15 protein-coding genes and 1 riboswitch are annotated in these 16,334 nt (G+C 41.8%); of the genes, 4 read left to right on the top strand and 11 right to left on the bottom strand.

Annotation, left to right across the window (positions count from 1 at the left end):
* The first annotated feature begins 1 nt into the window (after position 1).
* Together B7705_RS06125 and B7705_RS09660 are read left to right on the top strand one after the other, a co-directional pair.
* Positions 2-265 carry a helix-turn-helix domain-containing protein gene (locus B7705_RS06125; RefSeq protein WP_084948457.1) on the top strand — a complete coding sequence of 88 codons (264 nt, stop codon included), beginning with the start codon at positions 2-4 and terminating at the stop codon, positions 263-265.
* Positions 266-331: 66 nt separating this feature from the next.
* Positions 332-1,549, top strand: a complete 1,218-nt coding sequence (locus tag B7705_RS09660) for a site-specific integrase (RefSeq protein ID WP_142358228.1) — start codon at positions 332-334, stop codon at positions 1,547-1,549.
* Positions 1,550-1,655: 106 nt separating this feature from the next.
* Here the strand turns inward: B7705_RS09660 and rpsI are convergent, their stop codons facing one another.
* The 9 genes from rpsI to B7705_RS06075 form a co-directional block, all read right to left on the bottom strand.
* Entirely contained in the window at positions 1,656-2,048 is a 393-nt protein-coding gene (gene rpsI, locus B7705_RS06115; RefSeq protein ID WP_000075976.1) for a 30S ribosomal protein S9, read from the bottom strand.
* 18 nt (positions 2,049-2,066) lie between these two features.
* On the bottom strand, positions 2,067-2,513 hold the full coding sequence (gene rplM, locus B7705_RS06110; protein WP_001044624.1) for a 50S ribosomal protein L13: 447 nt from the start codon (positions 2,511-2,513) through the stop codon (positions 2,067-2,069).
* A gap of 210 nt (positions 2,514-2,723) precedes the next feature.
* Complete coding sequence (locus B7705_RS06105; RefSeq protein ID WP_084948456.1) at positions 2,724-3,923, bottom strand: ABC transporter permease; 1,200 nt, start codon at positions 3,921-3,923, stop codon at positions 2,724-2,726.
* Positions 3,920-4,813, bottom strand: coding sequence for an ABC transporter ATP-binding protein (locus B7705_RS06100; protein WP_084948455.1), 894 nt, complete (start codon positions 4,811-4,813; stop codon positions 3,920-3,922). The genes B7705_RS06105 and B7705_RS06100 overlap by 4 nt, the downstream gene beginning before the upstream one ends.
* A 251-nt stretch (positions 4,814-5,064) precedes the next feature.
* Positions 5,065-7,470, bottom strand: coding sequence for a phenylalanine--tRNA ligase subunit beta (pheT, locus tag B7705_RS06095; protein WP_084948453.1), 2,406 nt, complete (start codon positions 7,468-7,470; stop codon positions 5,065-5,067).
* 128 nt (positions 7,471-7,598) lie between these two features.
* Positions 7,599-8,645, bottom strand: a complete 1,047-nt coding sequence (pheS, locus tag B7705_RS06090) for a phenylalanine--tRNA ligase subunit alpha (RefSeq protein ID WP_084948582.1) — start codon at positions 8,643-8,645, stop codon at positions 7,599-7,601.
* A 272-nt stretch (positions 8,646-8,917) separates the two neighbouring features.
* Complete coding sequence (locus tag B7705_RS06085; protein ID WP_084948452.1) at positions 8,918-9,568, bottom strand: phosphatase PAP2 family protein; 651 nt, start codon at positions 9,566-9,568, stop codon at positions 8,918-8,920.
* Positions 9,558-10,121 (bottom strand): ECF transporter S component, encoded by a 564-nt coding sequence (locus B7705_RS06080; RefSeq protein WP_084948450.1) that lies wholly within the window; start codon positions 10,119-10,121, stop codon positions 9,558-9,560. Before B7705_RS06080 ends, B7705_RS06085 begins: the two co-directional genes overlap by 11 nt.
* Positions 10,122-10,274: 153 nt before the next feature.
* Positions 10,275-10,492, bottom strand: a riboswitch (FMN riboswitch).
* 40 nt (positions 10,493-10,532) lie between these two features.
* A complete protein-coding gene (locus tag B7705_RS06075; RefSeq protein WP_084945785.1) occupies positions 10,533-11,036 on the bottom strand; it encodes a tRNA (cytidine(34)-2'-O)-methyltransferase in 504 nt (167 codons plus the stop codon).
* A gap of 400 nt (positions 11,037-11,436) precedes the next feature.
* Here B7705_RS06075 and trkA point away from each other — a divergent pair, with 400 nt between their 5' ends.
* Both trkA and B7705_RS06060 read left to right on the top strand, forming a co-directional pair.
* Complete coding sequence (gene trkA, locus B7705_RS06065) at positions 11,437-12,786, top strand: Trk system potassium transporter TrkA (RefSeq protein WP_084948449.1); 1,350 nt, start codon at positions 11,437-11,439, stop codon at positions 12,784-12,786.
* Between the two features lie 3 nt (positions 12,787-12,789).
* Positions 12,790-14,229: a TrkH family potassium uptake protein gene (locus B7705_RS06060; RefSeq protein WP_084948447.1), complete on the top strand. Its 1,440-nt coding sequence runs from the start codon at positions 12,790-12,792 to the stop codon at positions 14,227-14,229.
* A gap of 89 nt (positions 14,230-14,318) precedes the next feature.
* Here B7705_RS06060 and B7705_RS06055 read toward each other — a convergent pair whose 3' ends face one another.
* Together B7705_RS06055 and B7705_RS06050 are read right to left on the bottom strand one after the other, a co-directional pair.
* Positions 14,319-15,248, bottom strand: a complete 930-nt coding sequence (locus tag B7705_RS06055; protein ID WP_001291306.1) for an ATP-binding cassette domain-containing protein — start codon at positions 15,246-15,248, stop codon at positions 14,319-14,321.
* Positions 15,249-15,258: 10 nt separating this feature from the next.
* Positions 15,259-16,326, bottom strand: a complete 1,068-nt coding sequence (locus tag B7705_RS06050) for an ABC transporter ATP-binding protein (RefSeq protein ID WP_084948445.1) — start codon at positions 16,324-16,326, stop codon at positions 15,259-15,261.
* Positions 16,327-16,334: the final 8 nt, after the last annotated feature.

Below are 16,334 nucleotides of genomic sequence, written 5' to 3'. Positions count from 1 at the left end.
CATGCAAGTCATTTTACCAGATGAACAAGTTCAACAAATTCAGCTCCTACTTGCTGAACTTATCAAGAAAGAAATTGAAAATAGATTGAACAATAGTAACCTTGACAGTCCGTTTTTAAACAAACAACAGGCTTGCCACTACTTGGGTATCTCAAACAATACTCTAGACAGTTGGATTAAACGAGGACTGCCTGCAATAAAAATAGGTAAGACTATACGATTTAATAAAGAAGCCATTAATTCTTGGCTTTACTCACAAAACTAGAAATATCTATATTTTTGTTTTATAATAGTCATGATATTTTCTGGTTCGATACACAAGGAGAATATCATGACTATCAGTAAGACAAAAAACGGAACTTATCGCTTAAAAATCTATATCCCAATTAAAGCACGAATGCCACTTGGGATTATCAATAGCAACTATTACGATAAGCGATTTAAAACTAGAAAGGAGGCAAGACAAGCAGAGATAGACTTACTCACGAAGCTAAACCAAATTGAAGACAATGTCTTTTCGGGACTAGGAAAAGAAGATATTCTTTTCTCAGACTTCTATAATAATATTTGGTGGGAATCCTACAAAGCAGGACAAACTACATCTACTTCAAAGCCACCAAGCAGGTCAACAATTGCTAATACCAAAACATGTTTTAAAAAGCATATATTACCACTTCTTGGCAACTATACGATTCAATTTTTAAACCAAAATAAACAGGTTATTCTAAATTTGATGACGGCAAAAGCCAACGAATATGCCAACTTCAAAACTTTACGAAGTTACGTTATTTCTATTTTTGATTGGGCAGAAGAACTTGAATATATAGAAGCTAATAAAGTTGCAAAAATATTAAGAAGAATAAAGGCCACTAAAAAGATTCAACTTGCAGAGTCCAAGAGAGAGGAAGATTTATATCTAACTCATGAACAACTCCAAGAATGGTTCTCAGCATTTCAAGAAGATTTAGACAATGATAAAATAACCCTTAAAGATTATGTCCTATTTTATCTTACTTTTTTCTTAGGCGATAGAAAATCTGAAACCTATGCTCTTCAATGGAAACATATCGACTTTTCAAAATCACAGATTCAGCTAATTCAAGCTTTAGATAGATATGGACAAGTAAAATCTACTAAAGGAAATAAGAAAACTATTTTCTCTATTTCTAATGACTTACTTCAGCTTCTTACATCTTGGAAAGAACAACAAAGATATGAACTAGCAAAGTTTGGTATCATCAGTAATCCAGAACAATTTGTTTTTACATATATCGACACAAAAGGAAACATCAACAAGCCTTTACATGCTGACTATCTAAACAATAAAATGAAAAGCATTAGAAAGCGACATAAAGAGCTGGCACATGCTACACCTCATAAACTGCGACATACAGGAGCCACGCTCGCTAAACAAGCAGGAATGAGCTTAGAAGCTATTTCTGAAGCTCTAACACACAGTGATACAGGAACAACACAGATTTATGTCAATACTTCTAATGTAGTTCCTATGGCAGTTGGTGAATTTGCTTTAAAGTCTCTAAAACAATAAGGTAAAAATAAGGTAAACTTTGAGGTAAACTTTTTAAAAAAACACGAAAAAAGCACCCATAAGGTAAACTTTTGAGTGCTTTGAAACGTTGATATAATCGTATTGATTAACGTTTTGAGAATTGTGATGCTTTACGAGCTTTCTTAAGACCTGGTTTCTTACGTTCAACTTTACGTGAGTCACGTGTAAGAAGTCCTGCGCGTTTCAATGAATCGCGGAAGTCTGGGTCTACTTGAAGAAGGGCACGAGCGATACCGTGACGGATAGCTCCTGATTGACCAGCGTATCCACCACCTACAACGTTAACGAAAACGTCGTATGAACCTACAGTTGAAGTAACTGCGAATGGTTGATTGATAACAAGACGAAGGTCAGCGTGTGGGATGTACTCTTCAACATCTTTTTTGTTAACAGTGATTTTACCAGTTCCTGGAACAAGGCGAACGCGTGCAACAGCGTTTTTACGACGTCCAGTACCTGTATATTGTGCTTGTGACATACTTTATTGTTCCTTTCCTTAGATAAGTCCTGAAATATCAAGAACTTCTGGTTGTTGTGCAGCGTGAGTGTGCTCAGCTCCAACAAATACTTTCAATTTCATACCTTGAGCGCGGCCAAGAGTATTGTGTGGAAGCATACCTTTAACTGATTTTTCGATCAAACGTACTGCATTTTTAGAACGAAGTTCACCAGCAGAGATTTGTTTCAATCCACCTGGGTGGTTTGAGTGAGTATAGTAGATCTTATCAGTTGCTTTTTTACCAGTCAATTTAACTTTTTCAGCATTGATAACGATTACGAAGTCACCTGTATCAGTGTGTGGTGTGAATGTTGGTTTGTTTTTTCCGCGAAGTACGCTAGCAACAACTGCTGAAAGGCGTCCAAGAGGTACATCAGTTGCGTCAACAACGTACCATTTGCGTTCTACTTGGCCTGGTTTAGCCATGAATGTAGTTTTGTTCATGATTTCTCCTATATGAATATCGTTTTTGTTTACTGGGCGGATGTTCCGGTCCGCGGGGTATTTGAAAGGTTCCGGGGCCTTACAAATGGGGTAAACAATACCGTCTACTATCATACCAAATTTTACTACTAAAAGTCAATAGATATGAAAAATATTTTTACCGATTTCGGTGTTTAACATCTAGAAAAACCTCGCTTTTGCGAGGCTTTCCTATTTGTAAGCTAAGGCACGTTTAAAGGTTTTCCAGATTCCCAAATCATCTGTCTGAAGGACTAGGCTGGCATACATACGTCCGATAAAGACTGTTGCAGTGACTGCAAAAGCAACCGTTATGGCAAGAGAAATCCAAGCTTCCAGACCACTTGCATAACCATTTATAGCTCTAAATGGCATAAAGAAGGTCGAAATGAAAGGAATGTAGGAACCAATTTTCAGAACTAAATTGTCTCCTGCAGCACCTAGAGCGGTCACTCCAACGAATCCTGCGATAATCAAGATCATCAGTGGCGACAAGGCCTTTCCCGAATCCTCAGGGCGAGAAACCATAGAACCTAGGAAGGCTGCCAAAACAACATACATAAAGAGACTAACCAATACAAACAATAAGGTATTGAGCGAGAAGGCATCTCCTAGATGATTTAAAATACCAGATTGAGCCAAGATTGGTAGGTCTTTAAAGAGAAGAATGGCAGCCAGCCCACCCACGACGTAAATGCCAATATGAGTCAAAATCACAAGAAGCAGAGCCAGCATGCGAGCGTAGAAATAATGACTTGCTCGGATACTAGAGAAGACCACCTCCATGATTTTGGTTCCTTTCTCGCTAGCCACTTCCTGAGCAGTGACACTAGCATAGGTAATCAAAATCATATAAAGGAAGAAACCAAGTCCTGCGGCCGCAATGGTTTGAACAATTTTTTTGTTTTCCTTGGATTCATCAATCTTCTCAGTAAAATCAACGGTTTGACTCAGGCGCTTTTCCTGCTCTTGGGACAAATTAGCCGCCGAGCGATTGAGTTGGTATTGCAGTTCGTTTAACTTATTGGTTACAGCTAGCTTGATGCCACTTTCAAGAGAAGTTTCACCGTGATAGACGGCCTTGATGACGCTGTCCTCTTGGTCGACGGTTAGGTAACCCTTGATTTTCTCATCCTTGATAGCAGCCTGGGCACTGGCTTCGTCCTTATAATCAAAGTTGATACCATTGGTACCCTTGAGCCCTTCTTCCACAGATGGCACAGTTGTTACTACTGCTATCTTGCTATTCTTGGCCATAGAAGACCCTTGGAGATAGCCGATTCCTACAGATAAGGCTAAAAAGAGGAACGGCGAAATCACCATGAAGAAGAAACTCCACGACTTGACATGTCGAAGATAGGTTTCCTTCATTACAATCCACATATTTCTCATACTTCCACCCCTGATTCTAGTTTAAAGATTTCATCGATTGTTGGAGCTTGTTGGTCAAAGGTCGCGATGTACTGACCTTGAGTCAGGATTGGGAAGAGTTCCCTTCCAGCGCTCTCATCATCGAGGATCAATTTCCAACTGCCTTGCTTGGTTAAGCTCACCTGTTTGACATGAGGAAGTTTTTCCAATTCTTCCTTGCTTCGTTCACTTGAAACAAAGAGACGCGTTTTCCCGTATTGATTGCGAACATCCTGAACAGGTCCATGCAAGACCACACGTCCATCACGAATCATCAGGATATCATCGCAAAGCTCCTCAACATTGGTCATGACATGGTCAGAAAAGATAATGGTCGCACCGCGCTCTTTCTCTTTCAAGATGACCTGCTTGAGCAACTCAGTATTGACTGGATCCAGACCACTAAAAGGCTCATCCAAGATAATCAAGTCTGGCTCATGGATCAGGGTGATAATGAGCTGAATTTTCTGCTGATTCCCTTTGGAGAGACTCTTGATTTTGTCGGTCAATTTGCCCTTCACTTCCAATTTTTCCATCCATTGAGGGAGTTTTTCCTTGATCTCCTTAGCATCCATGCCCTTTAGAGTAGCCAAGTAACGAACTTGCTCAAGGACTGTCAACTTGGGCATGAGACTGCGTTCCTCAGGCAGATAACCAATCCGAGCGTAGGTTTCCTGACGAATCTCCTGCCCATCCAGACTGATTGCTCCTTGATAGTCCAAAAATTTCAACATACTGTGGAAAATCGTTGTTTTCCCAGCACCATTTTTCCCGACCAGTCCCAAAATTCGTCCTGGACTTGCCTGAAAATCGACACCAAACAAGACTTGCTTGGAACCGAAACTTTTCTCTAGATTTCTTACTTCTAGCATTTTCCACCTCCGAAATATGTTGCACCTATTATACTCCTTTTTGATAGCCTTTACAAGGATTTATGTACATTTTTATCTTATTCATCCCTCCTTAAAAACTAAACTCTCTAAGGATTTTAAGTACCCAAGTGATAGACCAATTATAGCCCAATAAAGTGCATACAGGTGCTCTTACTCCCCAATTGTCCATTTTTGATCCTGAATTGTCATTTTGAAAAGTAAAAATCCACCCCGAAGGATGGATTGGTGAGTTAACGCACTTCTGCCTTGACTTTTTCTTCAAGTGATGCTTGGATTTTTTCCATGTAACGTGCGACTTCTTCGTCAGTCAAGCTATCTTCTGGATTTTGGAAAGTTAGGCTATAGGCCATTGACTTCATACCAAGTCCTAGTTTTTCGCCTGAGAAGACGTCAAAGAGTTTGATATCTGTCAATCGTTTCACGCCGGCAGCTTGGATGGCGTCTACAACTTCTTGATGGCTAATTTCTGCCTTGAGAAGAAGGGCAATATCACGGCTGACTGCTGGGAATTTGGTAATTTCCACAAATGGAGCAGCCGGTTGGAGCGCTGCTTCGATGGCTGAAAGGTTCAGTTCAGCTACATAAGTTTCTGGGATATCGTAAGCCTTGGCAGTGACTGGATGTACTTGCCCGAGGAAACCAAGAACTTGATCACCGAGTGAGATTACGGCTGTACGTCCTGGGTGAAGGCTAGCAATCTCAGCTGTTGCTGTATAAGTTACTTCAAGTCCCAAGCGAGTAAAGAGCGCTTCTAAGATTCCCTTAGCATAGAAGAAATCAACTGGAACTGCTGCCGTTTGGAAATCTTTTTCTGCAACCAAGCCGGTTAAGGCAAAGGCAAAACTATTAATCTCATTTGGAAGTTCTTCTTTCGGATTGCCTGTTTGTTCAAAAACTTTTCCAATCTCGTAAAGAGCCAAGTTTTTATTCTTACGAGCTACGTTGTAGGCCACTGTATCAAGGATACCAGAAATCATATTTTGACGGAGAACGGAACGGTCCACTGTCATTGGCCACATGAGTTCTGTCAGCTTGCTTGGTTGAGCCGTAAACTCAACTGCTTTCTCAGGAGTAGTCAGAGCGTAGGTGATGATTTCAGTCAGTCCTGCTCCTTCAGCAATGGTACGAACTTGACGACGGAGTTTCTGTGTCGCTGTCAATTCACCTGCTGTACCGTCATCTTTTGGAAGGCTGGTTGGCAAGCGGTCGTAACCATAGATACGAGCGATTTCTTCAAAGAGGTCAGCTTCGATGGTGATATCCCAGCGACGACGGGGTACGCTGACGGTAAATGATTCTGCATTACCAGAAAGGCCAAAGCCAAGACGACGGAAGACATCTTCCACATCAGCATATGAAAGCTCCGTACCAAGGACGCGGTTAACGTCTGCAAGAGTCGAAGAAACTTCTACATCAGAAGTGTCAAGCTCACCCGCTGAAACGATGCCCTCACGCACCGTCGCACCTGCAAGCTCAGCAATCATGCTAGCTGCCGCATCAAGGGCTTCATTGACTGTTGCCACATTAATCCCTTTTTCAAAACGAGAAGATGACTCAGAACGAAGGTTAAGGCGACCACTGGTCTTACGAATGGATTTACCATTGAACACGGCAGCTTCAAGGACAACGCGACTAGAATTTTCAGATATTTCTGTAGCTTGACCACCCATGACACCTGCAAGGGCTACTGGCTTGTCAGCCACAGTGATGACTAAGTCATTTGTTTCCAACTCGCGTTCTTCACCGTCCAAGGTCACCAATTTTTCACCAGCACGCGCTTCACGTACACAGATGTCATTGCCTTCAAAGGTATCCAAGTCAAAGGCATGCATGGGTTGACCAAAGTAGAGTAGGATATAGTTGGTTACGTCCACTACGTTATTGATGGGACGAATACCTTCATTCATGAGAAGGTTTTGCAACCATTGTGGACTTGGTGCAATGGTTACATTGTCCAAGATACGAGCCGCATAGTAAGGAGCCTTGTCTGTTTCAATGCCTACAGAAAGTGCATCTGTAGCGACTTCGTTTGTTTCTGTTAGAGTAAATTCTTTAAAGTTGACTGCCTTGTCATAGATGGCTGCCACTTCGTGCGCTACTCCACGCATAGATAGAGCATCTGCACGGTTTGGTGTGATAGAAAGTTCGATGATTTCATCATCCAAGTCTAGGTAAGAAAAGACTTCGTCCCCAGGAACTGCATCTTGAGGCAAAATTTGAATGCCATCTGCAAATTCCTTTGGCACAACTGAGTCAGAAATACCTAATTCACCAAGTGAGCAGATCATTCCAAGTGACTCTAAACCACGGATTTTTCCTTTTTTAATCTTGTAGTTGTCAGCGATACGAGCTCCTGGGAGAGCCACCATAACCTTGATACCAGCACGCACATTCGGTGCACCACAGACGATTTGACGGGCTTCTTCTTCACCAACATTAACATGACAAACATGAAGATGAGTTTCCGGCACATCCTCGCAAGACAAGACCTCACCGACGACAATTTTTGAGAGACCAGCAGCCGGTGATTCGACACCTTCTACCTCGATCCCTGTAGTTGACATTTTTTCAGCCAACTCTTGTGATGGCACATCAATGTCCACCAACTCTTTTAACCATTTATAAGATACTAACATAATTCTGATTCTAAGATCCCACCAAGCAAGACCTTTTCAATTCCTTTCTTTTTCTTCGAGTCAGTCGTTTCTTTTTTAGCTATATGAAATGTGAGCGACTGCATAGGACTGTGTTTCAGGTTTCAATCTTATTTAAACTGTTCTGAGAAGCGGACATCCCCTTGGTAGAAACCACGGATATCGTTGATTCCGTAGCGAAGCATGGCTACACGCTCTTGACCAAGACCAAAGGCAAAGCCAGAGTATACTGTCGCATCGATACCACTCATCTCAAGGACACGTGGGTGAACCATACCGGCACCCATAATCTCGATCCAACCAGTTTTCTTACATACGTTACAGCCATCTCCGCCACACTTGAAGCAAGAAACATCCACCTCAACAGATGGCTCTGTGAATGGGAAATAAGATGGACGCAAACGGATCTGACGCTCTTCGCCAAACATTTTTTGCACAATCAACTGAAGCGTTCCTTGAAGGTCTGCCATAGAGATGTTTTTCCCAACAACCAAGCCTTCGATTTGGTGGAATTGGTGACTGTGTGTTGCATCGTCCGTATCACGACGGAACACGCGCCCCGGTGAGATCATTTTCAAGGGACCTTTTGAAAAATCATGAGCATCCATAGCACGCGCCTGAACTGGAGACGTGTGAGTACGGAGCAGGATTTCTTCTGTGATATAGAAAGTGTCCTGCATATCACGAGCTGGATGGTCTTTTGGAAGGTTCATACGCTCAAAGTTGTAGTAATCTTTCTCAACTTCAAAGCCATCCACGACTTGGTAACCCATCCCGATGAAAATATCTTCGATTTCCTCACTGGTTTGTGTGAGGACATGACGGTGACCAGTCGCTACCGGACGACCTGGAAGTGTCACATCGATACTCTCACTAGCCAGTTGAGCTTCTACTTTCTTTTCTTCCAAGAGCTTAGCTGTTTCTTCAAAGGCTGCGGTCAAAACATCACGAGCTTCATTGACGTGTTTCCCGATGATTGGGCGCATCTCAGCAGAGACATCTTTCATCCCTTTAAGGATTTCAGTAAGCGATCCTTTTTTCCCAAGGACAGAGACACGCAAATCTTGCATCTCTTTTTCATTTTCAGCAGAAATCTGCTTCAAGCTAGCCAGCGTTTCTTCGCGAAGCGCTTTTAATTGTTCTTCAATAGTTGACATAATTCCTCCATCAGTCTCTCGTAGATAAAAAGAAAACCACATGCCAAAAACTCCACTCGGAGCGTTGACACGCGGTACCATCCGTTTTCATCTGACAAGTCAGACCTTCATTTCTAAATCCGTGCGCAAGTGAATTCACCCAGCTTTCATATAGAGAGCTTGCAGTCACGGCTCTCCTCCCTGATATACTTCCCTTGAGTTACTAGTCTTGCGGATTTCTATTCAATTACTACATAGTTTATCAGATTTTTACCATTCTTGCAAGACCTATCTCACTTCTGCTTGCCTTTAAATCGCCATTGGAAGCGAAGCTTGTCATAGAAGGGAAATTCGATAAACAAGACTCCCAAGCCCACACAAAAACTGGCAAGAACATCAGATGGATAGTGAACCCCCAGATAGACCCTTGATACTAGCACACTGACTAGGTAGAGCCCAAGGACGATTTGCACGATTTTTCTCCAAACCGGATCTTTAATCCGTTGACTGAGAATGACAATCAAAGTCCCTACCATCAGCGTCACTGCCAGAGAATGCCCGCTTGGAAAAGAAAATCCTTTCTCCTCTACCAGATGTAAGATAGCTGGTCGTGGGCGCTGGTAAATATTTTTAAAAGTCACTATTAAAAGACCAGCCAAAGCCAGATTGCCTATCATAAAGAAACTTTCTATCTTCCACTTCTTACGATAAAAGATAAAGGCTGCAATGGCAACCCAGGTGATAATCACCGGGATATCAATCAAATGCGTAAGCGCACGGAATAGAACTGTCAAATAATCTGGCAAGTCCCCACGAAGGGCAGTCTGAATCGGTTGATCAAAACCGACCAGTGTCTCAGGATAGAACTTAACCATATAGCCAAGAAGGACGAAAAGTAAAAGGGCAAAACTGCCCTTCATTAAAAATGTTTGTTTATCTCTCATAATGTTTTAAGGTTGGTTTCAAGAGGAGGTATAACAACCAGAATGAAACGGCAAAGATGATACCTTCAATCAGGTTAAAAGGTAAAACCATAGTCATCAAGTAGTTAGAAAGTCCTATAATTTCTCTAATATCAAAGTTGGCAAACTGCGCGTATAAAGGAACCGCATAGACATAGTTGAGAACCAACATGGCAGAAGTCAATCCAATAGTTCCCGCTAGAGATGCTAGTAGGAAACGAAGGGGGCTACGTTCCTTTTTCCAAATCAAACCAAAAGCGATAACAAAAACTCCCAAAGCTACGATATTCATTGGCAAGCCAATGTAGGTATTCACTCCCTGGCTATTCAGAAGCAACTTCAAGAGTGATCGAAGCAAGAGAATCCCTAGAGCAGCAGGCAAATCCATCACCACCAAGCCCACAAGGACTGGCAAGATACTAAACTCGATCTTGAGGAAGGTTGCCGCTGGCAAGAGCGGAAAGTCAAAGTACATCAGCACAAATGAAATGGCTGATAAAATCGCAATGGTCGAAAGTCGACGTGTGTTTGTCATAACAGGTTCCTCCAATTTTCTATAAAATCAGAAGAAGTTGGAAAGGATCCCTCTATCTATTCTTACTTTTTATATCCCAAAAGTTCCCCCTCACTCTTTTGAGCAAGCGGTTGCATTTTATCTATAAACTCATCAGAACAGACAAAGCTATTCTTTCGTCTTCTCCCATCCAGACTATACTGTCGGTTGTGGAATCGCACCACATCAGCTTGCGCTCGCGGACTTCTTTAACTAAGATATTTTGGATTAATCTAGGCGTCGCAGTCGAAGATAATACTTGAGTATATCGAGACAAGACAACGAAGAGTAAGCCAAAATAGCTAGTTAAAGTCACCGCCGGTCGGGAATCTCACCCAGCCCTGAAGACCCTTTAATCATAACAAAAAACGCTTGCAAGTGCAAGCATTTTGATTATTTCAATTTATCTACTTCATAGGTGTGAACAAGCTCAAGACCTGCAAAATTCTGCTGACGAAGAGCCTCATAGACAATCATGCAGACGGTATTAGACACATTGAGACTGCGGACATGTTCATCATTCATAGGAATACGGAGTGCTTTCTCAGGATGTTCCCGCATAAAGTCCTCTGGTAAGCCCTTATCCTCACGTCCAAAAAGAAAATAATGGTCCTCGTCCGTCGATAAATCTGCTTCAGAATAGACCTTTTCCGCAAATTTGGAAATCAAGTAAAGTTGCCCTTTCATCTGAGACATAAAGTCTGCCAAATTATCATAAAAATGAATCTCTAACTTGTCCCAATAATCCAAACCAGCTCGCTTCATCTTCCGATCATCAATCGGAAATCCCATCGGTTTGATGATGTGGAGGGGAGAATTGGTCGCAGCGCAAGTACGCGCAATGTTACCTGTATTTTGTGGAATCTGAGGTTCAAATAATACAATGTGATTTGTCATGACTGGCTTCCTTTTATCATTGCAAAAAAATAGCCACACTGCCCGGAGTCAAGCTCAGCAAACAGCGTGGTTAAGGCGTCGTTAACTTACCTCACAACAGGTTTGAAGTAAATCAGCGAAACTACTTCCTTAGTATAACACTTTCAGAATTAATGTCAATAGAAACGACTTGATTTTTTTACTTTTTTTGATGATATTTTCATGTTCGGTCATTCCATTTCCGAAAAGGGATAGTAAAAGAGTAAAATCACTTCAAATCAGAGACGTTGTTATAGAAGTTAAGCATATTTATCTTCAGAAACTTGAAAAAGCCCTTTCTCCCCCTAAAAATCGGCTTGGCAAGTGCATTTTTTGCTAAAAAAGGGTATGATAGTTACATCATGAAAAAGTAGGTTTTTATATGAAAATTGTCCTTGTTGGTGGAGGGAAAGTCGGTTTTGCCCTCTGTCGTTCACTAGTTGCAGAAAAACATGACGTTGTCCTCATCGAGCAAAATGAAGCTGTACTCAACCATATTGTCAGCCGCTTTGACATCATGGGACTCCTTGGAAATGGTGCCGACTTTACTATCTTAGAGCAAGCCGGTGTTCAAGAGTGTGATATCTTTATCGCTCTAACTGAATACGATGAAGTGAATATGATTTCAGCGGTACTGGCTAAAAAAATGGGCGCTAAAGAAACCATCGTCCGAGTGCGAAATCCTGAATACTCTAATGCTTATTTTAAAGAGAAAAATATTCTTGGATTTTCACTTATCGTTAATCCAGAACTCTTAGCAGCCCGTGCCATCTCAAATATCATCGATTTCCCTAATGCCCTCTCAGTGGAGCGTTTTGCTGGAGGTCGTGTCAGCCTGATGGAGTTTGTTATCAAAGATTCTAGCGGCCTCTGTCAAATGCCAATCTCAGATTTCCGTAAAAAATTTGGCAACATCATTGTCTGTGCTATGGAAAGAGACCATCAACTCATGATTCCAAGTGGTGATGTCACTATCCAGGACAAGGATAGGATTTTTGTTACGGGAAATCGTGTGGATATGATGCTTTTCCACAACTATTTCAAATCGCGTGCAGTGAAAAGCTTACTTATCGTCGGAGCTGGAAAAATCGCTTATTATCTACTTGGCATTTTGAAAGACAGCCGTATCGATACCAAGGTCATCGAGATTAACCCTGAAAGAGCCCGTTTTTTTAGTGAAAAATTCCCTAATCTCTATATTGTTCAGGGAGATGGAACTGCAAAAGACATATTACTAGAAGAAAGTGCTCCTAGCTATGATGCAGTCGCAACCTTAACTGGGGTTGATGAGGAAAACATAATCACCTCTATGTTTCTTGACCGTGTTGGTGTCCAGAAAAATATCACCAAGGTCAACCGGACCAGCCTCCTAGAAATTATCCATGCGCCTGATTTTTCAAGTATCATCACGCCAAAAATCATCGCAGTGGATACCATTATGCACTTTATCCGTGGTCGGGTTAACGCCCAATACTCAGACCTTCAAGCTATGCACCACCTTGCAAATGGTCAAATTGAAACCCTACAATTCCATATCAAGGAAGCTAATAAAATGACTGCCAAACCCCTTTCACAGTTAAAATTGAAGAAAGAGGTTCTCATCGCAGCCATTATCCGAAAAGGAAAAACAATCTTCCCTACCGGAGAGGATATGCTTGAGGTGGGAGACAAGTTGCTCGTGACGACCTTATTGCCAAACATCACCAAAATTTATGATTTGATTGAGAGGTAAAAAATGAATAAAAGTATGATTCGTTACCTCCTCTCCAAACTTCTCTTGATTGAGGCTATTCTCCTCCTAGTTCCTGTCAGCGTAGCGACCTATTACCGAGAATCCAGTCAAGTATTTACAGCACTCTTTACTACGATTGGAATTTTAGTCCTTCTCGGTGGTCTAGGCGTTTTACGAAAACCAAAAAATCAACGGATTTATGCCAAGGAGGGTGTCTTAATCGTTGCCCTATGTTGGATTCTCTGGTCTTTCTTTGGTGGCTTACCCTTTGTCTTTTCAGGACAAATCCCAAGCGTTATCGATGCCTTCTTTGAAATTAGTTCTGGTTTTACAACGACTGGTGCTACTATGCTAACAGATGTTTCCGTTCTCAGTCGTTCTCTCCTCTTCTGGCGAAGTTTTACCCACTTGATTGGAGGAATGGGGGTACTCGTCTTTGCACTTGCTATTATGGACAATGCTAAGAATAGTCACTTAGAGGTGATGAAAGCAGAGGTCCCTGGTCCTGTCTTTGGTAAGGTTGTATCCAAGCTCAAAAATACTGCTCAGATTCTCTATCTGCTTTATCTAGCTCTCTTCTCCCTCTTTGTTGTCATCTACTATCTAGCAGGTATGCCCTTGTTTGATAGTTTTGTCATCGCTATGGGAACGGCAGGAACCGGAGGATTCACCGTCTACAATGATGGAATCGCCCATTACGGCAGTTCCCTGATTACCTATCTTGTTAGTTTTGGCGTTCTGGTTTTCGGTGTCAATTTTAACCTGTATTACTACCTTATGCTCCGTCGGATTAAGGCATTCTTTGGAGATGAAGAACTACGAGCATATGTAATCATTGTCCTAGTTTCTACCGGCTTGATTACTCTGAATACGCTCCACCTCTACCAAGGTGCCTCTAAAAGTGTTGAAATGGCCTTCTTTCAGGTTTCTAACATCATCACGACAACAGGTTTTGGTTACGGAGATATTACCAACTGGCCTCTCTTCTCCCAGTTTATCCTCCTCTTCCTCATGGCAATCGGTGGCTCAGCTGGCTCAACTGCAGGTGGTCTTAAGGTGATCCGTGGACTCATCCTTACAAAAATTGCCAAAAACCAGATTTTGTCCATCTTATCCCCTCACCGTGTCTTGACTCTACATGTTAATAAAACTGTGATTGATAAGGATACCCAGCACAAGATTCTTAAGTATTTTGCCATCTATATGATGATTATCCTCTCTCTCATCTTTATCGTCAGTCTTGATAGCAATGATTTTCTAGTCGTGACCAGTGCGGTTTTCAGCTGTTTTAACAATATCGGACCTATTCTAGGTACAACCTCTAGTTTTGCCATCTTTAGTCCCATCTCTAAAATCCTCCTCTCATTTGCAATGATTGCAGGCCGCTTAGAGATTTACCCAATTTTGCTACTCTTTATGAAACGGACTTGGTCTAAACGTTAATTATAATACAAATCCCCTTTTACAAGCTAGTAAAAGGGGATTTTTTCTATATAAAAAGGAGAAGGCCTTTCGGTCCTCTCCTAATCTGTTTATTTTTTAAGAGCTTCCTTGTATCGAGCAAGTTCTGCTTGATTGGCCCAAACATAGTGACCTGGACGGATTTCCACCATAGACGGTTTGTCTGTCTCATAGTCATGTTGATCAGGATCGTAAACTTTCAAGACTTTCTTGCGTTCCAAGATTGGATCTGGAATCGGTACAGCAGATAGAAGGGCTTGAGTATATGGGTGGACAGGATTGTTAAACAACTCCTCTGTCTCCGCCACTTCGACGATAACTCCCTTATAGATAACCGCGATACGATCTGAGATAAAGCGAACAACTGACAAGTCATGCGCGATAAAGAGATAAGTCAAGCCCAACTCTTTTTGGAACTTCTTGAGCAAGTTCAAGACTTGCGCACGCACTGATACATCCAAGGCAGAGATTGGTTCATCCGCAATAACGAAATCAGGTTCCATCACAAGGGCACGGGCAATCCCGATACGCTGACGTTGACCACCAGAAAACTCGTGTGGATAACGGGTCAAGTGTTCTTTCAAAAGTCCAACTTCATGGATCATCTTTTGAACTTTTTCTTTCCGATCTTCTTCATCTTTAAACAAGTGGTAGTTGTAAAGACCTTCAGAGATGATATAGTCAACCGTCGCACGCTCATTCAAGCTGGCTGCAGGGTCCTGAAAAATCATCTGGATACGACGGATCAAGTCTGAGGATTCCTTATGAGATTTTTTCCCATTGATCTTATGACCATCAAAGATGATCTCACCTTTACTGGTATTATTTAGACCAATGATGGCACGACCAATGGTTGTTTTCCCACTACCAGACTCTCCTACAAGAGAGAAAGTTTCTCCCTTGTTGATAAAGAAGTTGGCGTTTTTAACCGCGACAAACTTCTTACTTCCTTCACCGAAGGAAATTTCTAAATCTTTAATTTCTACTAATTTTTCAGACATTTCCTTCCTCCTAGTCTTCTAGATGAGCAAAGCCCATTTTATCACGAATCTTGCCATGCAAATCTGCGATGACCCCAGGTTTTTCAACTTTAGGAGCATTCTCATGAAGCAACCAAGTCTTAGCCCAGTGGGTATCAGTGACTGAAAACTTAGGTGCCTTCTCTTCAAAATCAATTTGCATAGCATAATCTGAACGAAGGGCAAAGGCATCACCTTTCAACTCAGTATAAAGAGACGGTGGTGTTCCTGGGATAGAGTACAATTCCCCTTTATCATCAGCAAGCTGAGGCAAACTAGACAAGAGACTCCAAGTATATGGATGACGTGGGTCGTAGAAGACTTCCTCAACGGTTCCGTATTCTACAATTTCCCCAGCATACATAACCGCTACTTTATCCGCAATACTTGCTACCACACCAAGGTCATGGGTGATAAAGATAATGGTAAAGTGGTACTCATTTTGTAAAGTTTTAAGCAAATCAATGATTTGCGCTTGAATGGTTACATCAAGGGCCGTTGTTGGCTCGTCACAGATCAAGATATCTGGACGACATGCAAGGGCAATCGCGATAACGATACGTTGGCGCATTCCACCAGAATATTGGAAAGGATACTCATCAAAACGTTTTTCAGCGTCTGGAATTCCGACCTTGTTCATATAGTCGATTGCCATCTCTTTGGCTTCCTTGGCTGTTTTTCCTTGGTGTTTAACGATAACTTCAGTGATTTGGCTACCGATTGTATTGATTGGGTCCAAACTTGTCATAGGGTCTTGGAAGATGGTCGCGATTTTAGCACCACGAATCTTCTCCCATTCCTTGTTAGAAGTAAGAGCGGTCAAGTCTTGTCCACGATAGTCGATGCTTCCTTGGGCAATACGTCCATTGTCTTCTAACATCCCTGTAAAGGTTTTTGTTAAAACAGATTTACCAGAACCGGACTCACCTACCAAGGCAAGAACTTCTCCTTCAATCAAGTCTAGAGAAACTCCTCGGATAGCCGTTAGAACTTTGTCACGAACGTCAAATTCCACGACAATATCACGAGCAGTCAAAATTACATTACTTTCTTTTGTCATGTCTACTC

It is taken from the genome of Streptococcus oralis subsp. dentisani (genome assembly GCF_002096685.1).
Lineage (GTDB): Bacteria > Bacillota > Bacilli > Lactobacillales > Streptococcaceae > Streptococcus > Streptococcus oralis_AD.
The sequence above is the reverse complement of the archived record's forward strand: the minus strand, read 5'-3'. Positions and strand labels throughout refer to the sequence as shown.